We start from the raw sequence: 15,281 nt of genomic DNA, 5'->3' as shown, positions 1-15,281 counted from the left end.
CCGGACGGCGACCGGCGCCGCCCGTACGCCGGGACGGTGAGCCGGGCCACGCGGTCGCGCCGGGATCGGGCTACGCTCGACGCGTGACTGCGCGGCTGCCGGTGTTTCCGCTCGGAATGGTCCTCTTCCCCGGTCTGGTGCTGCCGCTGCACATATTCGAGGAGCGCTACCGCGCCCTGGTCCGGCACCTGGTCGCGCTGCCCGAGGACGCCCCGCGCGAGTTCGGCGTGGTGGCCATCCGGGCCGGCTGGGAGGTCGCCCCGACCGGGCCGGACGGCCAGCCGCTGCCCGGTGGCGGCGACGTCACCCTGCACGAGGTGGGCTGCACCGCCGAGCTGCGGCAGGTCACCGAGCGCCCCGACGGCGGCTTCGACATCGTCACGGTGGGCAAGCGCAGGTTCCGCGTCGCCGACGTCGACCGGGACACCGAGCCCTACCTGACCGCCGACGTGGAGTGGCTGCCCGAGCCGGGCGGGCCCGACGAGGTCGCCGACCTGCTCGCCACAAGGGTGATCTCGGTCTTCCGGCAGTACCTGGGCCTGATCCGGGCCGATCCCGAGGAGCTGTCCGAGCAGTTGCCGGAGGATCCGACGGTGCTGTCGCACCTGGTGGCCGCGACAGCCGTGCTGACCGTGGCCGACCGGCAGCGGCTGCTCGCCATCGACGACACCGCCGCCCGGCTCCGCGCCGAGCTGCGCCTGCTCAACCGTGAGGCGGCGCTGCTGCGCCAGGTGCGGGCGGTTCCGGTGCCGCTGACGGAGCTGGCGTCCCCGCCGACCCCCAACTGAGCCCCGGCGCGTCGGGCTCCCGCTCCGGACGCAACGACGGCCAGCGGGACCAGCCGGCCAGCAGGGTGTACGTCACGGCCGCGCCGAACGCGGGCAGCAGCAGGTTGCCGTGCGGCACCGGCAGCACGCCGAACACCCACTCGATCCCGCCGGCCCGCAGGTCGGCCGGCTTCTCGAAGGCCCGCCCGACGGGCGCGCTCTCCAGCAGCCGCTCATAGCCGGCCAGCCCCGTGCGCCGGCCCACCTGCCAGGCGACCAGCGCCGCGCCGAAGGCGCCGAGCACGGCGGCGGACAGCCCGACCGGTCCCCGGAGCCGGCGCAGCAGGAACCACAGCGTGAGCGCGGCGAGCACCCCGAAGCCCAGCCCCAGCAGGCTGAACCAGCCGTCGGCGGCGATCGGCTGCTCCGGCTGCGGCTCGGCGTAGACCGCCCCCTCGGCGACCTTGATCACCGGCGTGTCCGGCGCGAGGGCGGCCCAGAGCAGCCCGAGCGGCACCCCCAGCACGATCGTCACGAGCGCCGCCAGCAGGGCGAGCCGCGCCGCCCGCCCGCGCGGCAGGTCCGGCTCCACGGGCACGGGGGAATAGCCGGCGGCGTACCCGAGGTCGGTGTTGCCGGGGACGTACCCCAGCGGCCCGTCGTGCGGCGGCGCGCCGGAAGGTGCCCGCCACGCGTCGCCGGTCGGGGCGTACGCCGGCGCGCCGGTCGGGACGTGCGGCGGTGTCGTTCCCGGGTCGTACGACGGGGCAGGCTCCCGGGCGGCGTACGGGTCGACAGGGCCGACGCGGGCCGACGGCCCGGGTTCCGCCCGGGCGGCCGGTGCCCCCGGCTCGTCGGGCCGGCGGCCGGGCCGGTCGGGTTCGGGGGTGTCCGCGCTCACCCGGTGATCCTCTCAGGCCCGTGGGCGCAGTGGGCGGTCGGTGGCGGCACACCCGCTCACCGGGCGAACGGCTCCAGCATCACCGAGGCGGCCTTCAGCCACGCCTGCCGGGTCTCCTGCTGGAGCTGGTGGTACTCGATCGAGGAGCCGGTCTCCAGTGCCGGGTCGTACGGCACCACGGCGACGGCCCGGGTACGGGTGGCGAAGTGCCGCTCCAGGTCGTCCTGCAACGGCGAGCGGCCCGGGGTGGGGCAGGAGATCAGGGTGACCGCGTTGTCGGCCAGCTCCCCCATGCCGACCTCGTGCAGCAGGTCCAGCATCCAGTCGGCGCTGAACGCGGCGTCCTCGCGGGGCACGGTGGTCACCACGAGCTGGTCCGCCGCCTGCATGACGGTGCGCCAGTTGGCGCTCTCCACGTTGTTGCCCGTGTCCACGCAGACCACGTCGTGGGTGCGCCGCAGCAACTCCAGCACCCGCCGGACGGTGAACTGGTCGAGCCGCTGGGCGAAACGGGGGCTCTCCTCGCCGGCCAGCACGTCGTACGAGCCGTCGGAGGCGTGCCGCAGGTAGTCGTCCAGGTGCGCCAGCAGCTCGGGGCCCTCCTTGATCTCGACGTGCGCGAGATCGCCGACCAGGTGCCGGATGGTCCGGGCGTGCCGGGCGCTGCCGGCGCGCAGCCCGAGCGTGCCGCGCAGCTCGTTGTCGTCCCAGGCCAGCACGCCCCGCCCGCGTACGCTGCCGACGGTCGCCGCGGCCAGCACGGTGGCGGTGGTCTTGTGCACGCCGCCCTTCGGGTTGGCGAACGCGAGCACCCGGGGAGTGCCCAGGTCGCGGCGGAGCACCCCGACGGCGCGCTCCACCTCGTCCTCCGCGCCGCGCGGGCGCCACTCGACGCGCGCCGGGTAGCCCCGCTCGACGGGCGGCGGCACGGCGAGCGGCGGCACGGCGGGCGGTGGCACGGCGAGCGGCGGCGCGGCGGGCGGTGGCACGGCCGGCGGCGGCACAACGGGCGGTGGTGCGGCGGGCGGGGCCTGGTGGGCGCGCCGGGAGCGGTAGCCGTTGTCGAGCACCGCGTAGCGCGACTCGACCGGGGGCGACTCGTGCCGGTAGCCGTTGTCCAGCACCGCGTAGCGCGACTCGACCGGCCCCGGGCCCCGGCGCGGCTCGGTCTCGATGCGGGGCGGCGGGGGCTGGGCCGGCACGCGGTACGCCGGCTCGGCCGGATACCCCGGGTCCGCCCGGTAGGTCGGCTCGATCGGGTCCACCCGGTAGGCCGGCTCGATGGAGCCCGACCGGTAGGTCGGCTCGACCGGATCCGACCGGTAGGTCGGCTCGACCGGATCCGACCGGTACGACGGCTCGACCGGATCCGACCGGTAGGTCGGCTCGACCGGATCCGACCGGTAGGTCGGCTCGGGCGGGTGTTCCGGTTCCACCCGGTAGGCGGGCTCCAGCGGGTCCACCCGGTAGGCCGGCTCCACCCGGTAGGTGGCCTCGGCCCGGTAGCCCGCGTCGACCGGGCGGCCGTACTCCGCGCCGTACGGCGGTGGGGCGTCCGCGCCGTACGGCGGTGGGCCGGGCTCCGGCACGTACGGTTCGGGGGCCCGCCCGATGGCCGGCACCCGCGCGGCATAGCCGTTGCCCGACGAGCGGCGGGGCAGCGGCTCCGGCGGGAGGGGCGGCGGATCGGCGTGTCGGTCGGCCTCGGCCTGCTCGGCCGTGCGGCTGCCGTGCCGGGCCCGGTCGAGCAGCGCCCGCCACCGCGGTGCTGGTTCGGCCGGCCGCCCCCAGCCGGTCTCGCTGCCCTCCACGGCTCGCCCTCCCAGCGCCATCGATGCCCGTCTGACAGGCTACGAACGAAACCCTATTCGGACCACACCCGTCTACGCACCTTCGGTTCTTCCTCCCGTCACGGCACGGCCCCCGGTACGCCGTCGATGCCGGCGTACGGGGAGGTCGACAGGGCGGCCGGCGGCGACCCGCCGCCGGCCGGTCCGGCCGATGTCGGTGATGGTTCCGTCACGCCCGGCGCGGGTTCCGACGTTTCGCCCACGGTCGGGTCGGGGGCACCGGCACACACGGCGGGATCCCCTCGTCGGATCGTCACGGGCGGGACGACGCTCAGTCGCGCAGGATCTCGAGCGCGCGGTCCAGGTCGTCAGGGTAGTCGCTGACGAAGCGCACCTCGTCCCCCGTGCGGGGGTGCAGGAAGCTCAGCGACCGGGCGTGCAGCCACTGCCTGGACAGGCCGAGCCGGGCGGACAGGGTCGGGTCGGCGCCGTACGTGAGGTCGCCCACGCACGGGTGCCGCAGCGTGGAGAAGTGCACCCGGATCTGGTGGGTGCGCCCGGTCTCCAGCCGGACGTCGACCAGGCTCGCCGCCGGGAACGCCTCCACCGTGTCGTAGTGGGTGATGCTCGGCTTGCCGCCGGAGACCACCGCCCAGCGGTAGTCGTGGGTGGGGTGCCGGTCGATCGGGGCGTCGACGGTGCCGCGCAGCGGGTCCAGGTGCCCCTGCACCACCGCGTGGTAGCGCTTCTCCACCTCGCGGTACTTGAACGCCCGCTTCAACGCGGTGTACGCCTGCTCGCTCTTGGCCACCACCATGATGCCCGTGGTGCCGACGTCGAGCCGGTGCACCACGCCCTGCCGCTCGGCGGCGCCGCTGGTCGAGATGCGGTGCCCGATGGCGGCCAGCGCGCCGATCACCGTCGGGCCGGTCCAGCCGGGGCTCGGGTGGGCCGCGACGCCGACCGGCTTGTCCACCACCACGATGTCGTCGTCGGCGTACACCACCCGCAGCCCGGGCACCGCCTGCGGCACCACGGTGGGCGGGGCGACCGGCGCGGGCAGGGTCACCTCCAGCCAGGAGCCGGCCTTCACCCGGTAGGAGTTCGGCCGGGCGGCCCCGTCGACCAGCGCGTCGCCGGCGTCGACCAGGGCCGCGGCGGCGGTGCGGGACAGCCCGAACAGCCGCGACACGGCCTGGTCGAGCCGCGTACCGTCGAGGCCGTCGGGGACGGGCAGGGAACGGTGGTCGCCGCCGGCGGCGAAGGCGGCGGTCATGCCCGCTCCCGCTGCCCGGCGTCGGCCTGGGCCGCCGCCTCGTCGGTGGACTCGCCGTGGCCGATCCGGCTGCCGTCACGCTGCCGGCCGGTCAACTCCAGCAGGAGGGCGAGCAGCACGCCGCAGACGAGGGCGCTGTCGGCCAGGTTGAACACCGGGAACACCCGGCCGTACGGGGCGAAGACGCTGACCATGTCCACGACGTGCCCCACGAACCAGCCCGGGGCGCGGAAGACCCGGTCGACGAAGTTGCCCAGCGCCCCGCCCAGCACCAGGCCCAGCGAGATCGCCCAGGGCAGCGAGCGCAGGCGCAGCGCCATCCAGACGATCCAACCGACCACCCCGAGGGTGATCAGCGGGAAGACCCAGGTGTAGTCGGCGCCGATGCTCCACGCCGCGCCGCTGTTGCGGGTCAGGCTGAGGTAGACCGCACCGCCGAGCAGCCTGACCGGCTCGCGGTCCTCGAGGGCACCCAGGGCGAGGTGCTTGGTCGCCGCGTCGGCGGCGAGCACCGTGAGCGCGAGGCCGAACAGGGTGGCGGCGGCCCGGCGGTGGGGCGTGCCGGACCTCGGCTCGGCGCTGTCGGCACCCGGCTCAGTACTGCCGGGCCCGGCGGGCGGTGCTTCGGACATCTGCTCCCCATCGACGCTCGCGGCGACGCGTCCGCGCCGCCTCCCATGGCCGCCGGGGAGCGGGCCTCAGCGCCGCTCCTCCAGCTGCTTGCACGTCACGCAGAGGGTGGCCGACGGGAAGGCGGCGAGCCGCTCCACCGGAATGGGGTTGCCGCACCGCTCGCACCAGCCGTAGCCACCCTCGTCGAGCCGCTCCAGCGCCCGCTCGACCTGCGTGATCCGTTCCAGGATGCTGTTGGCGAGTGAGATCTCCTGCTCACGCTCGAACGTCTTGGTCCCGGTGTCGGCCTGGTCGTCCCCGGCCGAGTCGGTCAGCCGGTCGCGCTGCAGCTCGGTGATCTCGCTCAGCGTCCGATCGTACTCGGCGCGCAACTCGTCACGCCGCGCCGCCAGGGCCGCCCGGATCTTCTCGGTCTCCGCAGCGCTGCGGGTGGCCTTCGCCACCGGCTTCCGGCCGGCGGTCCTGGTGTCGGCTGGCTTCGCCATCGTCGCTCCCTCGGCCGCGGAACCGCGGCGTTCCGCGGTACCTGGACAGGGGCCGCCGGCATCGGCGCCCCCAGGTACAAAAGGGGCGCGCGGCGACGGGGCCGCGCACTCCGGAGATTCGCAAGAATACGGAACGTACAGGCGCACGACAACGTGCCGCTCCGACGTACCGGCGTTCGGCCCCTGGTCATCCCTAACCGGGGCAAAAGGAACGCTAGCAGATCACGCGTCGGGACCCCGGCCGTACTCGCCAAACCAGCGGGCCAGCCGGCCCCGCCGACTGACCGCCCGCAGCCGCCGCTCCGCCTCGTCGCGCACCCCGGCCGTGGCCACGATCAACATGCTGTCGCCGGTCTTCAGCCGGAAGTCCGGACCGGGCACGACGCCCGCCCCGTCGCGCAGCACCAGGGTCACCGAGGCGCCCAACGGCAGCCGCAACTCGTCGACGTGCACCCCGGCCAGCCGGGAACCGGGCGGCACCTCCAGCTGGAGCAGGTCCGCGCCCATCCGCTCCAGCGGCGCCGTCTCCACCCGGATCTCGGTCGCCTCGGCCGGCGCGGTCACCCGCAGCCGGCGGGCCACCGGAGCCAGCGTCCCCGTCTGCAGCAGCGTGAAGATCACCACCAGTACGAAGACCGAGTCGAAGAGCCGGTCGGCGCCCGGCACCCGCTCCGACAGCGGAATGGTGGCGAGCACGATCGGCACCGCCCCGCGCAGCCCCGCCCAGGACAGGAACGCCTGCTCGCGCAGGTCGAACCGGAACGGCAGTGCGGACGCCGCCACCGACAGCGGCCGGGCCAGCAGCACCAGCGCCAGCCCGGCGACCACCGCCGGCAGCACCGCCGAGCCCAACCGGCCCGGCGAGACAAGCAGCCCGAGCAGCACGAAGAGCCCGATCTGGGCCAGCCACGCCAGGCCGTCGGCGAAGCCGAGGATCGCCTGCCGGTGCGGCAGCCGGGCGTTGCCGAGGATCACCCCCGCCACGTAGACGGCGAGGAAACCCGAGGCGTGCAGCACCGCGCCGGCGGCGTAGGCGAACACGGTCAGCCCGACCGCCGCGATCGGGTAGAGCCCCGCCGACGGCAGCGCCGCCCGGCGCAGCGCCCACCGCCCGCCGACGCCGGCCGCCAGACCGACCGCCGCGCCGACGCCCAGCTCGTAGCTGAGCAGGGATATCTCGTACCACCACGGGTGGGTGACGCCCTCCCGGGACAGCAGCACCACCAGCAGCACGACCGGGGCGTCGTTCATCCCCGATTCCGCCTCCAGGGTGGCCACCAGGCGGGGCGGCAGCCGCAGCCGGCGCAGCGTGGCGAAGACCGCCGCCGCGTCGGTGGAGGAGAGCACCGCGCCGTAGAGCAGGGCCAGCCGCCAGTCCAGTCCCAGCAGCAGGTGCACGACGAGGCCGACGACCAGGATGCTGACCACCACGCCGACCGTGGAGAGCAGCGCGGCCAGCCCGAGCACCGGCCGCAGGGTGCTCCACCGGGCGGTCAGCCCGCCCTCGGCGATGATCACGATGAGCGCGCAGAAGCCCAGGGTCCGGGTCAGCTCGACGTCGTCGAAGCGGATGCCCAGCCCCGCCTCCCCGATCGCCACCCCGAGGGCCAGGTAGGCCAGGAGGCTCGGCACGCCGAGCCGGGTGGAGAGACGGACCGCGCCGACCGCGACCAGCAGGACACCCGCACAGAGCAGGAGCGCGAGATCCAGCCCCGGCGTCACCGCCGCCCGGCCCCGGCGTCCGTCACCCGGCGGCCCCGTCACGCAGCCGGCGCAGTGCCTCCGTCAACTCCGGGGCGGGCCCCTCGACCAGGAAGAGCTTGTCGCGGCTGGCCGCGCCGGCCCGCAACGACACCACGGCCGGCCGTACGCCCAGCGCCCCGGCCAGCGCCCGCCGGGCCGCCTCGGTGGCCCGCCCGTCCACGGCGGGGGCGTGCACCGCGATCACCAGGGCCGGCCCGTGCGGCCCGTCGAATCGGCCGCCGACGCGGGCCCGGGCGGAGCCGGGCTTCACCCGGACCGCGACGGTCAGCGTGGCGTCCATCAGGAGGCGTCCCGCCGCTCAGATCCGACCGGCGTCGGCGAGCAGGGCGGTGTCGGGCGCGCAGCGGGCGCACGGGGTGAAGCCGAGGTCGACGGCCTCCGCGACCGGCAGTGGCTCGTGCTCCCGCCCCACGAGGTACGCGCAGTCGGCCAGGTGGTAGCGGGGCCGCCCGTCGACCACCCGCACCTCGGCGGCGAGGCGGGCCACCCGGGCGGCCTCGCCCGGCGTGACGTCCTGCGCGGGCGGCTCGTCGTCGTACGGCACGGCGGGGCCGGCGCCGGGCGTGGCGGCGGCCGGTACGGCGCCGTCGGTCACCGGCGGCTCGGGCGGTTGCCGCCACCCGGTGCCGTCGGCGTCGACCGTGGAAGGAACGTGCTGGACGGGGATCTCCGGCTCCGCCGACGGCCCACCGGCGAAGGCCGGTCCGGCCGGGCGGGTCGCCCGACGGGGTCGCCACCCCGGCCGGCCCGGGTCCGCCGCCGCCCGGTCCGCGGCCGCCTGGCGGGCGCCCGCGACAAGCGCGACGGCGGCCAGCAGGCTGGCCGCGATGGAGATGGTCAGGAGGACGCTGGAGCCACCGGCCAGGCCGAGCACCAGCAGCACCACCGCGACGAGGATGAGCAGGAGACTGGCGACTATCACAGCTCACCCCCGCCGCGTCGTGCTGATGAGGCGAGGTCGGCGACCGTCATCGTGACGACGGTCGCCGACCGATGGTTCAGCGCCCGGTCTCGAGAGCGCCGGAGCGACCGCCGCCGCCGTAGGAGCCGGCGAGCCCTGCGGTGGCCAGGCCGTTGCCGCCGCCGGCGGCCCGGGTGCCCTCACCCCCACGGGTCATCTCGACCTCCAGGCCCTGGCCGCGGCCGTCGAGGTCACGCAGCTGGCTCTCCAGGTAGGCCTTGAGCCGGGTGCGGTACTCGCGCTCGAACTGCTTGAGCTCCTCGATGTGCTTCTGCAGGGCCGTGCGCTTGGCGTCCAGGCCGCCCATGGCCTCCTGGTGCCGCTGGCGGGCGTCGCGCTCCAGGGCGTCGGCCTTGGCGCGGGCCTCGCGGGTGACCTCCTCGGCCTTGGAACGGGCCTCGGAGAGCAGCTGGTCGGCCTCGCGACGGGCGTCGGAGACGTGGTCGTCGGCGGTCCGCTGGGCCATCATCAGCACCCGCAGCGCCTGCTGCTCACCGTCGGCGCCGCCGACGGCCGGGCCACCAGCGGAGCGGACCTGCTCCAGCTCGGCCTGCATCGCGCGGGCGGCCTGCTCGGCCGCCGCCTTGTCGCGCTGCACCCGGTCGAGCTGGGCCTTGACGTCGTTGAGCTCCGCCGCGAGACGGGCGTCGCCACCGGGGCCGGCGGGGGCGCCACCACGGCCACCGCGCTCCACCTGGGCGCGCAGCTCGTTGTTCTCCTCGATGAGACGGGCAAGCTCGCGCTCGACCTCGTCCAGGAAAGCGTCGACCTCCTCCTCGTCGTAGCCCCGCTTGCCGATCGGCGGCTTTTTGAAGGCGACGTTGTGGACGTCGGCCGGGGTCAGCGGCATCGAAACTCCTCGGGTCAGTTGCGGCCGCGAAAGCGCGTCGGTCATCAGACGGTGCCGATGATCGACCGCCTCAACACGAACTCCATCAGCACGAACAGGATAACCAGGAGCACAAGTGAGGCCAGGTCGATGCTCACGGTACCAATTCGCAACGGAGGGATCACACGCCTCAACGCGTTGAGAGGGGGATCAGTGACGCTCCACACGATTTCCAGCCCCACCGATGCCCCGCGCCCCGGCTGCCAGCGACGGCCGTACTGGAGGACGGCGCTCAGGACGAACCGGGCCAGCAGGACGAGCAGGAAGAAGTAGAGCACCAGATACAGCACTTGCAGCACGATCGACAACACGGCAGGCGACGTCCCTCGGGTCGGGCGGGGCTAGCTCAGGCTGAAGAAGCCGCCCTCGGCGATCTTGGCCTTGTCCTCCGCGGTGACCTGGACATTGGCCGGTGAGAGCAGGAACACCCGATTGGTCACGCGCTCGATCGTACCCCGCAGCCCGAACGCCAGACCGGCGGCGAAGTCCACAAGTCGGCGCGCGTCCGCCTCGTCCATCTCGGTGAGGTTGATGATCACCGGAACGTTGTCGCGGAAGTGCTCACCGATGGTGCGCGCCTCCCGGTACGTGGTGGGGTGCAGCGTGGTGATCTGGTAGCGCTGCTCCTCCTCGGCGACCACCGCACGCTCCCGGGGCTGCGCCTGCGGCGCCAGGGCCAGGTTGTCGCGGGTGTGGTAGGTCAGCGCGCCCGACGTGTCGCCGGCCGACGGCCGGGTGATGGAGCGGACGCTGGACCGCTCGGCCCGCTCCGCCCGGTCGGTGTCGCCCCGCTCGGCGTCGGCCACCCGACCGGCGGCGCGCTCGGAGAGCCGGCCACGGTCGCTCAGCCGGGACCGGGGCGCCGGCGGCTCCTCGGAGTCGTCCTCGTCGTCGTCGGCGAACTCCTCCGAGTACCGGCTCTGCCGGTAACGCGAATCGCGGTAGCCACCCTTGTCGTAGCCACCGTCGTCGTAGGCCCGCTCGTCGTCCTCTTCGACCAGACCGAGCCAGACCCCCGCCTTGCGCAGTGCACCCATCCCGCGCCCTTCCCGTCCGCCGTGCGGCACGCGCCCCCGTACCGTGTCGCTTGTCGCGAGTGGACCACTTCTGCCCACCGGGGCGGATCGGCAATCCCCTGGCACGCGATTCGCGTCGCGTGCCACGACCCCCGACAACGGGATGCCGCTCCCCCAAACAACACAGATGTAATTTGCTTCCCGCGGTCAGGCTACCGCAGCGTGGGACGCATTCCGAGCAACGCGCTGCCGACGCGGACATGTGTCGCGCCGTACCGGATCGCGATTTCCAGGTCGCCGCTCATCCCGGCGGAGAGCGCGGCGGCTCCCGGGTGGACCGTCCGGAACCCGGCGGCCACCTCGGCCAGCCGGGCGAACGCCCGCTCCGGTTCCCAGCCCAGCGGCGCCACCGCCATCAGGCCGGCCAGTCGCAGCGCCTCCGCCCCGGCCACCGCCTCGGCCACCGCGCCGAGCCCGGCGCCCGGATCGGCCGAGCCGGGCAGCGCCCCGCCCCGGGCCGCGTCGCCGTCGATGCTCACCTGGACCAGCACGTCCAGCGGCCGGTCCCGCGCCGCCGCCGACGCCGCGTCCAGCGCCCGCGCCAGCCGGACACTGTCGACCGAGTGCACGACGTCGGCGTAGCGGACCACCGACCGGGCCTTGTTGCGCTGCAACTGCCCGATGAAGTGCCACCGGGGCGTCACCCCCGCCGCGGCCACCTCGGCCGACTTGGCGGACGCCTCCTGGTCGCGGTTCTCCCCCATGTCGACGACGCCGAGCCCGGCCAGGGCCACCACGTCCCCGGCCGGGTAGGTCTTGGTCACCGCGATCATGGTGACCTCGGAGTCGTCCCGACCCGCGGCGGCACAGGCGTCCGCGATCCGGGACCGTACGCGGCCCAGGCCGGCCGCGATCTCGGCGCGCCGGTCCGGGCGCACCGTGGCTGGGCTGTCGGTCATCGGCGGTACTCAGGAACCGTTCTTGAGGAAGTCGGGCACGTCGACGTCGTCGAAGAGCACCCGGCGGGGCGACTGCTGCGGGGCCGGCATGGTGGCCGGCGGCGCGACCGGGGCGCTCGGCTGCGCCGGCTGGTTCTGGTTGCTCTTGCGGGGCGGCTCGGCCGCCTTGTACGCCGGCGTGCCGCCGTCGAAGCCCGCCGCGATGACGGTGACCCGCACCTCGTCGCCGAGGGCGTCGTCGATGACGGCGCCGAAGATGATGTTCGCGTCGGGGTGGGCCGCGTCGGTGACGAGCTGGGCCGCGTCGTTGATCTCGAACAGGCCCAGGTCCGACCCGCCGGCGATGGAGAGCAGCACGCCGCGCGCGCCGTCCATGCTCTGCTCCAGCAGCGGGCTGGAGATGGCCGCCTCGGCCGCCTCGACGGCACGGTTCTCGCCCCGCGCGCTGCCGATGCCCATGAGCGCGCTGCCCGCGCCGCTCATCACGCTCTTCACGTCGGCGAAGTCCAGGTTGATCAGGCCCGGCGTGGTGATCAGGTCGGTGATGCCCTGGACACCGGAGAGCAGCACCTGGTCGGCGGTGCGGAACGCGTCCATCATGCTGATGTTGCGGTCGCCGAGCGCCAGCAGCCGGTCGTTGGGGATGACGATCAGCGTGTCGCACTGGTTGCGCAGTTCGTCTATTCCGGACTCCGCCTGCACCTGGCGGCGCTTGCCCTCGAACGAGAACGGCCGCGTGACCACGCCGATGGTCAGCGCGCCGAGCTTGCGGGCGATGTTCGCCACCACGGGCGCGCCGCCGGTGCCGGTGCCGCCGCCCTCGCCGCAGGTCACGAAGACCATGTCGGCGCCCTTGAGCACCTCCTCGATCTCGTCGCGGTGGTCCTCGGCGGCGTTCTTGCCGACGTCGGGGTTGGCGCCGGCGCCGAGCCCGCGGGTCAGCTCACGGCCGACGTCGAGCTTCACGTCGGCGTCGCTCATGAGCAGCGCCTGCGCGTCGGTGTTGATCGCGATGAACTCGACGCCCTTGAGCCCAACCTCGATCATCCGGTTGACGGCGTTGACGCCGCCGCCACCGATGCCGACGACCTTGATGACCGCCAGGTAGTTGTGCGGAGGTGTCATCTCCGGTCCTTTCCCTTCGAGATTGGCATGGGCCGACCGGGTAGGGCCTGGCCAGACCAGCGGCCGACGACAGCTGTCGCCAGCGAGGATCAGGGTTGAACCCTCACCCTCTACTAGAGGCTTACTGTTATGTCAACCACTGATCCCCTTCGGGGCAACGTAAGCGCCCTCACGCGATGAGCCAAGGACCCGCTCGGCGTGTCGCCGCCGGAGCGGGGCGGGTCACGTCGCCGGTTGAGCGGCCGCTCACCGCAGGGTAACCACGTCGGGTGCGCTGACGTCGATGGTGTCGGCCTTCCGGTCGAGCAGGGCGCCGGCCACCCGGGCCTTGTCCGCGCCCCGGGTCGCGTCCCCCCAGACCACCACCCGGTCGCCGCGCAGCCGCAGTGTGATCCGGGCCAGCCCCTCGACGGTCACGTCCACCAGCTCGGCGCGCAGCTGCGGGGTGAGCGCACCGAGCACCTCCAGCGCCGCCCGGGTCGACCCGTCGTCCGGGCCCGGGTCGGCGAGTCGGACCACCGGCAGGCCGTCCGGCGGCCGCGGCACGCTCCGGAAGACCACGCCCGCGCGGTCGATCACCACGAACTGCTCCCCGCGCGGCACCGCCGCCACGCCGGTGCGCTCGGTCACCCGGACGACCAGCGTGTCCGGCCAGTCCCGGGTCACCACCGCCCGCTGGACCGCCGGCAGCTCGCCGACCCGCCGCGCGGTGGCGGCCAGGTCCACCCGGGCCAGCGGGGCGTCGTCGGGCACCGCGGCCGCGTCGCGGACCTGCACCGTCGTGACCAGCTCGGCGCCCTCGACGCGGACCTCGCGCACCCCGAACAGGCCGGTGCCGAGCAGGGTCCAGGCGACCAGCCCGGCCACCGCGAGCACGCCCGCGGCGACCGCCCACGGCAGGGCCGCGCGCATCCGACGCTGCCGGGCCCGGGCCATGAACCGGCGGGTCGAGGCGGGGACCGCGTCGCTGCCGGCCCGGACCAGCTGCCACCGCCGCTGCGGCCCGCGCCGTCCGCCGCCGTCCGCGCCGGTGGTGCGCCCCCGCGCCGGACCGGGACTCATCCGGCCGCGGGCGCCGCGCCGTCCGCGACCGCGCCGCCGGCACCGCCGACGCCGGGGACGGTGCCGCCGATGGTCGTCGTCCCGCCGGCGTCACCGCCGGGCGTCGTGCCCGCCGGCGCCGCCGGATCGGTGGTACGCGCCGAGAGCGCGGCCAGCAGCTGGTCGCCCATCAGGGAAATCGGCGGAGCGCCCATGGTCACCACCACGTCGCCGGGGCGGGCCCGCCGGGTCACCTCCACCGGCGCGGCCTCCCACGAGTCCACGAAGACCTTCCGCTCCGCCGGCAGCGCCACGGCCTCGATCAGCGCCGCCGAGCCCTCCCCCGGCTCACGCAGCTCGCCCGGGCCGAAGACCTCCAGCAGCACCAGTTCGTCGGCGATGGCCAACGACTCGGCGATCTCCGCCTGGAGTTCGCGGGTGCGGTAGAGCCGGTAGGGCTGGAAGACCACGATCAGCCGGCCGTCCCCGGCCACCTCACGCAGCGTCTGCAACGCCAGCGTCATCGAGGTCGGATGGTAGGCGTACTCGTCGTAGACCAGCACGTCGTCCGCGACGCCCTTGCGCTCGAAGCGCCGCCGCACGCCGGGGAACGCCGCGAGCGCGCCCTCCGCCGCCTCCAGCGGCAGCCCCAGCAGGTACGCGGTCAGCACCGCCGAGGCGCTGTTGAGCCCCATGTGCCGCCCGGGCACCGGCAGCCGGAACTCGCCGAGCGACCGCCCGTCGATGCTGGCGATGTAGCGCACCCCCCGGGCCGACGAGGCGATGTCGGTCAGCCGCAGGTCGGCGTCCGCCGCCTCGCCGTAGGTGTGCACCCGACGGCCCTCCGCGCGCAGCGTCTCGGCCAGCCGCCGGCCGCCCGGGTCGTCGGCGCAGGTGATGATGAAGCCGTCCGGGTCGGTGAGCCGGGCGAACTCGGCGAAGGCCGCCTCCAGCGTGGCCAGGTCGCCGTAGGTGTTCAGGTGGTCGGCCTCGACGTTGGTGATGATCGACACGTACGGGCGGTAGATGAGGAAGGAGCGGTCGCTCTCGTCCGCCTCGACCACGAAGTGCTCGCCCGTGCCGTGGTGGGCGCCCGAGCCGACCTCGGAGATCTCCCCACCGATCACGAAGGACGGGTCCTGCCCGGCCTGCTGGAGCACCATGGTGACCATCGAGGTGGTGGTGGTCTTGCCGTGGGTGCCCGCGACCGCCACCGTCCGGCGGCCCGTCATCGCGGCGGCCAGCGCCTCGGAGCGGTGCAGCACGCGCAGGCCGCGCCGGCGCGCCTCCACCATCTCCAGGTGGTCCTGCGGGATCGCCGAGGAGTAGACGACGGTGTCGACGCCGTCGAGGTTGGACACCTCGTGGCTCATGTGGATCGTGCCGCCGAGGGCGCGCATGCCGGCCAGCGAGGGCCACTCCCGCAACTCGCTGCCGGAGACCCGGATGCCCCGGGTCAGGAAGAGCCGGGCCAGCCCGCTCATGCCAACCCCACCCACTCCGATCAGGTGGATCGTGCCCAGGTCCTCGGCGGTGAGCGTGCCGGCCGGGGTGAACTGTGCGGTGTTCATGCCGAGTACCTTCCCGTCGCGGTGCGCCGAATCACGGGGCCACCGTCGTTCGCGACTGCGGGGCTCGCAAGCTCACTCCTCGCGCTCACGGCGCCTGCCTTTC

The 15,281-nt window shown here is 74.6% G+C and carries 16 protein-coding genes; 1 reads left to right on the top strand and 15 read right to left on the bottom strand.

Annotated features, from left to right (window positions below):
- The first annotated feature begins 83 nt into the window (after positions 1–83).
- Entirely contained in the window at positions 84–788 is a 705-nt protein-coding gene (locus tag RM555_RS10950; RefSeq protein ID WP_311411636.1) for an LON peptidase substrate-binding domain-containing protein, read from the top strand.
- Here RM555_RS10950 and RM555_RS10945 read toward each other — a convergent pair.
- The 15 genes from RM555_RS10945 to murC form a co-directional block, all read right to left on the bottom strand.
- Positions 703–1,668 carry a DUF2567 domain-containing protein gene (locus RM555_RS10945; protein WP_311411635.1) on the bottom strand — a complete coding sequence of 322 codons (966 nt, stop codon included), beginning with the start codon at positions 1,666–1,668 and terminating at the stop codon, positions 703–705. The genes RM555_RS10950 and RM555_RS10945 overlap by 86 nt on opposite strands.
- 56 nt (positions 1,669–1,724) lie before the next feature.
- Positions 1,725–3,500, bottom strand: a complete 1,776-nt coding sequence (locus RM555_RS10940; RefSeq protein WP_396888730.1) for a MinD/ParA family ATP-binding protein — start codon at positions 3,498–3,500, stop codon at positions 1,725–1,727.
- Between the two features lie 289 nt (positions 3,501–3,789).
- Positions 3,790–4,734, bottom strand: coding sequence for an RluA family pseudouridine synthase (locus tag RM555_RS10935; protein ID WP_311411633.1), 945 nt, complete (start codon positions 4,732–4,734; stop codon positions 3,790–3,792).
- Positions 4,731–5,366: a signal peptidase II gene (lspA, locus tag RM555_RS10930; RefSeq protein WP_311411632.1), complete on the bottom strand. Its 636-nt coding sequence runs from the start codon at positions 5,364–5,366 to the stop codon at positions 4,731–4,733. Before lspA ends, RM555_RS10935 begins: the two co-directional genes overlap by 4 nt.
- Positions 5,367–5,432: 66 nt before the next feature.
- Positions 5,433–5,852, bottom strand: coding sequence for a TraR/DksA family transcriptional regulator (locus tag RM555_RS10925; protein WP_121400566.1), 420 nt, complete (start codon positions 5,850–5,852; stop codon positions 5,433–5,435).
- A gap of 222 nt (positions 5,853–6,074) precedes the next feature.
- A complete protein-coding gene (locus RM555_RS10920) occupies positions 6,075–7,574 on the bottom strand; it encodes a potassium/proton antiporter (RefSeq protein WP_311411631.1) in 1,500 nt (499 codons plus the stop codon).
- A gap of 22 nt (positions 7,575–7,596) precedes the next feature.
- Complete coding sequence (locus RM555_RS10915; RefSeq protein WP_151455895.1) at positions 7,597–7,896, bottom strand: DUF167 domain-containing protein; 300 nt, start codon at positions 7,894–7,896, stop codon at positions 7,597–7,599.
- A gap of 18 nt (positions 7,897–7,914) precedes the next feature.
- Positions 7,915–8,538 carry a hypothetical protein gene (locus tag RM555_RS10910; RefSeq protein WP_311411630.1) on the bottom strand — a complete coding sequence of 208 codons (624 nt, stop codon included), beginning with the start codon at positions 8,536–8,538 and terminating at the stop codon, positions 7,915–7,917.
- A gap of 76 nt (positions 8,539–8,614) precedes the next feature.
- Positions 8,615–9,427, bottom strand: coding sequence for a DivIVA domain-containing protein (locus RM555_RS10905; protein WP_311411629.1), 813 nt, complete (start codon positions 9,425–9,427; stop codon positions 8,615–8,617).
- A 44-nt stretch (positions 9,428–9,471) separates the two neighbouring features.
- Positions 9,472–9,777 carry a YggT family protein gene (locus RM555_RS10900; protein WP_088999245.1) on the bottom strand — a complete coding sequence of 102 codons (306 nt, stop codon included), beginning with the start codon at positions 9,775–9,777 and terminating at the stop codon, positions 9,472–9,474.
- Between the two features lie 30 nt (positions 9,778–9,807).
- A complete protein-coding gene (locus tag RM555_RS10895; protein ID WP_132236311.1) occupies positions 9,808–10,503 on the bottom strand; it encodes a cell division protein SepF in 696 nt (231 codons plus the stop codon).
- Positions 10,504–10,694: 191 nt separating this feature from the next.
- Positions 10,695–11,441: a YggS family pyridoxal phosphate-dependent enzyme gene (locus RM555_RS10890; RefSeq protein WP_311411628.1), complete on the bottom strand. Its 747-nt coding sequence runs from the start codon at positions 11,439–11,441 to the stop codon at positions 10,695–10,697.
- Between the two features lie 9 nt (positions 11,442–11,450).
- Positions 11,451–12,566 (bottom strand): cell division protein FtsZ, encoded by a 1,116-nt coding sequence (gene ftsZ, locus RM555_RS10885; protein ID WP_132236307.1) that lies wholly within the window; start codon positions 12,564–12,566, stop codon positions 11,451–11,453.
- A 246-nt stretch (positions 12,567–12,812) separates the two neighbouring features.
- Positions 12,813–13,628, bottom strand: a complete 816-nt coding sequence (locus RM555_RS10880) for a cell division protein FtsQ/DivIB (RefSeq protein WP_311411627.1) — start codon at positions 13,626–13,628, stop codon at positions 12,813–12,815.
- Positions 13,625–15,178 carry a UDP-N-acetylmuramate--L-alanine ligase gene (murC, locus tag RM555_RS10875; RefSeq protein ID WP_311411626.1) on the bottom strand — a complete coding sequence of 518 codons (1,554 nt, stop codon included), beginning with the start codon at positions 15,176–15,178 and terminating at the stop codon, positions 13,625–13,627. The genes RM555_RS10880 and murC overlap by 4 nt, the downstream gene beginning before the upstream one ends.
- Positions 15,179–15,281: the final 103 nt, after the last annotated feature.

The sequence above is a fragment of the Micromonospora reichwaldensis genome (genome assembly GCF_031845925.1).
GTDB lineage: Bacteria > Actinomycetota > Actinomycetes > Mycobacteriales > Micromonosporaceae > Micromonospora > Micromonospora reichwaldensis.
The sequence above is the reverse complement of the archived record's forward strand: the minus strand, read 5'-3'. Positions and strand labels throughout refer to the sequence as shown.

Coding starts and splice junctions, on each gene's coding strand:
- RM555_RS10940 (WP_396888730.1), bottom strand. CDS start 3,500: ATGGCGCTGGGAGGGCGAGCCGTGGAGGGCAGCGAGACCGGCTGGGGG.
- RM555_RS10915 (WP_151455895.1), bottom strand. CDS start 7,896: ATGGACGCCACGCTGACCGTCGCGGTCCGGGTGAAGCCCGGCTCCGCC.
- RM555_RS10895 (WP_132236311.1), bottom strand. CDS start 10,503: ATGGGTGCACTGCGCAAGGCGGGGGTCTGGCTCGGTCTGGTCGAAGAG.
- RM555_RS10935 (WP_311411633.1), bottom strand. CDS start 4,734: ATGACCGCCGCCTTCGCCGCCGGCGGCGACCACCGTTCCCTGCCCGTC.
- RM555_RS10925 (WP_121400566.1), bottom strand. CDS start 5,852: ATGGCGAAGCCAGCCGACACCAGGACCGCCGGCCGGAAGCCGGTGGCG.
- RM555_RS10890 (WP_311411628.1), bottom strand. CDS start 11,441: ATGACCGACAGCCCAGCCACGGTGCGCCCGGACCGGCGCGCCGAGATC.
- murC (WP_311411626.1), bottom strand. CDS start 15,178: ATGAACACCGCACAGTTCACCCCGGCCGGCACGCTCACCGCCGAGGAC.
- ftsZ (WP_132236307.1), bottom strand. CDS start 12,566: ATGACACCTCCGCACAACTACCTGGCGGTCATCAAGGTCGTCGGCATC.
- lspA (WP_311411632.1), bottom strand. CDS start 5,366: ATGTCCGAAGCACCGCCCGCCGGGCCCGGCAGTACTGAGCCGGGTGCC.
- RM555_RS10905 (WP_311411629.1), bottom strand. CDS start 9,427: ATGCCGCTGACCCCGGCCGACGTCCACAACGTCGCCTTCAAAAAGCCG.
- RM555_RS10880 (WP_311411627.1), bottom strand. CDS start 13,628: ATGAGTCCCGGTCCGGCGCGGGGGCGCACCACCGGCGCGGACGGCGGC.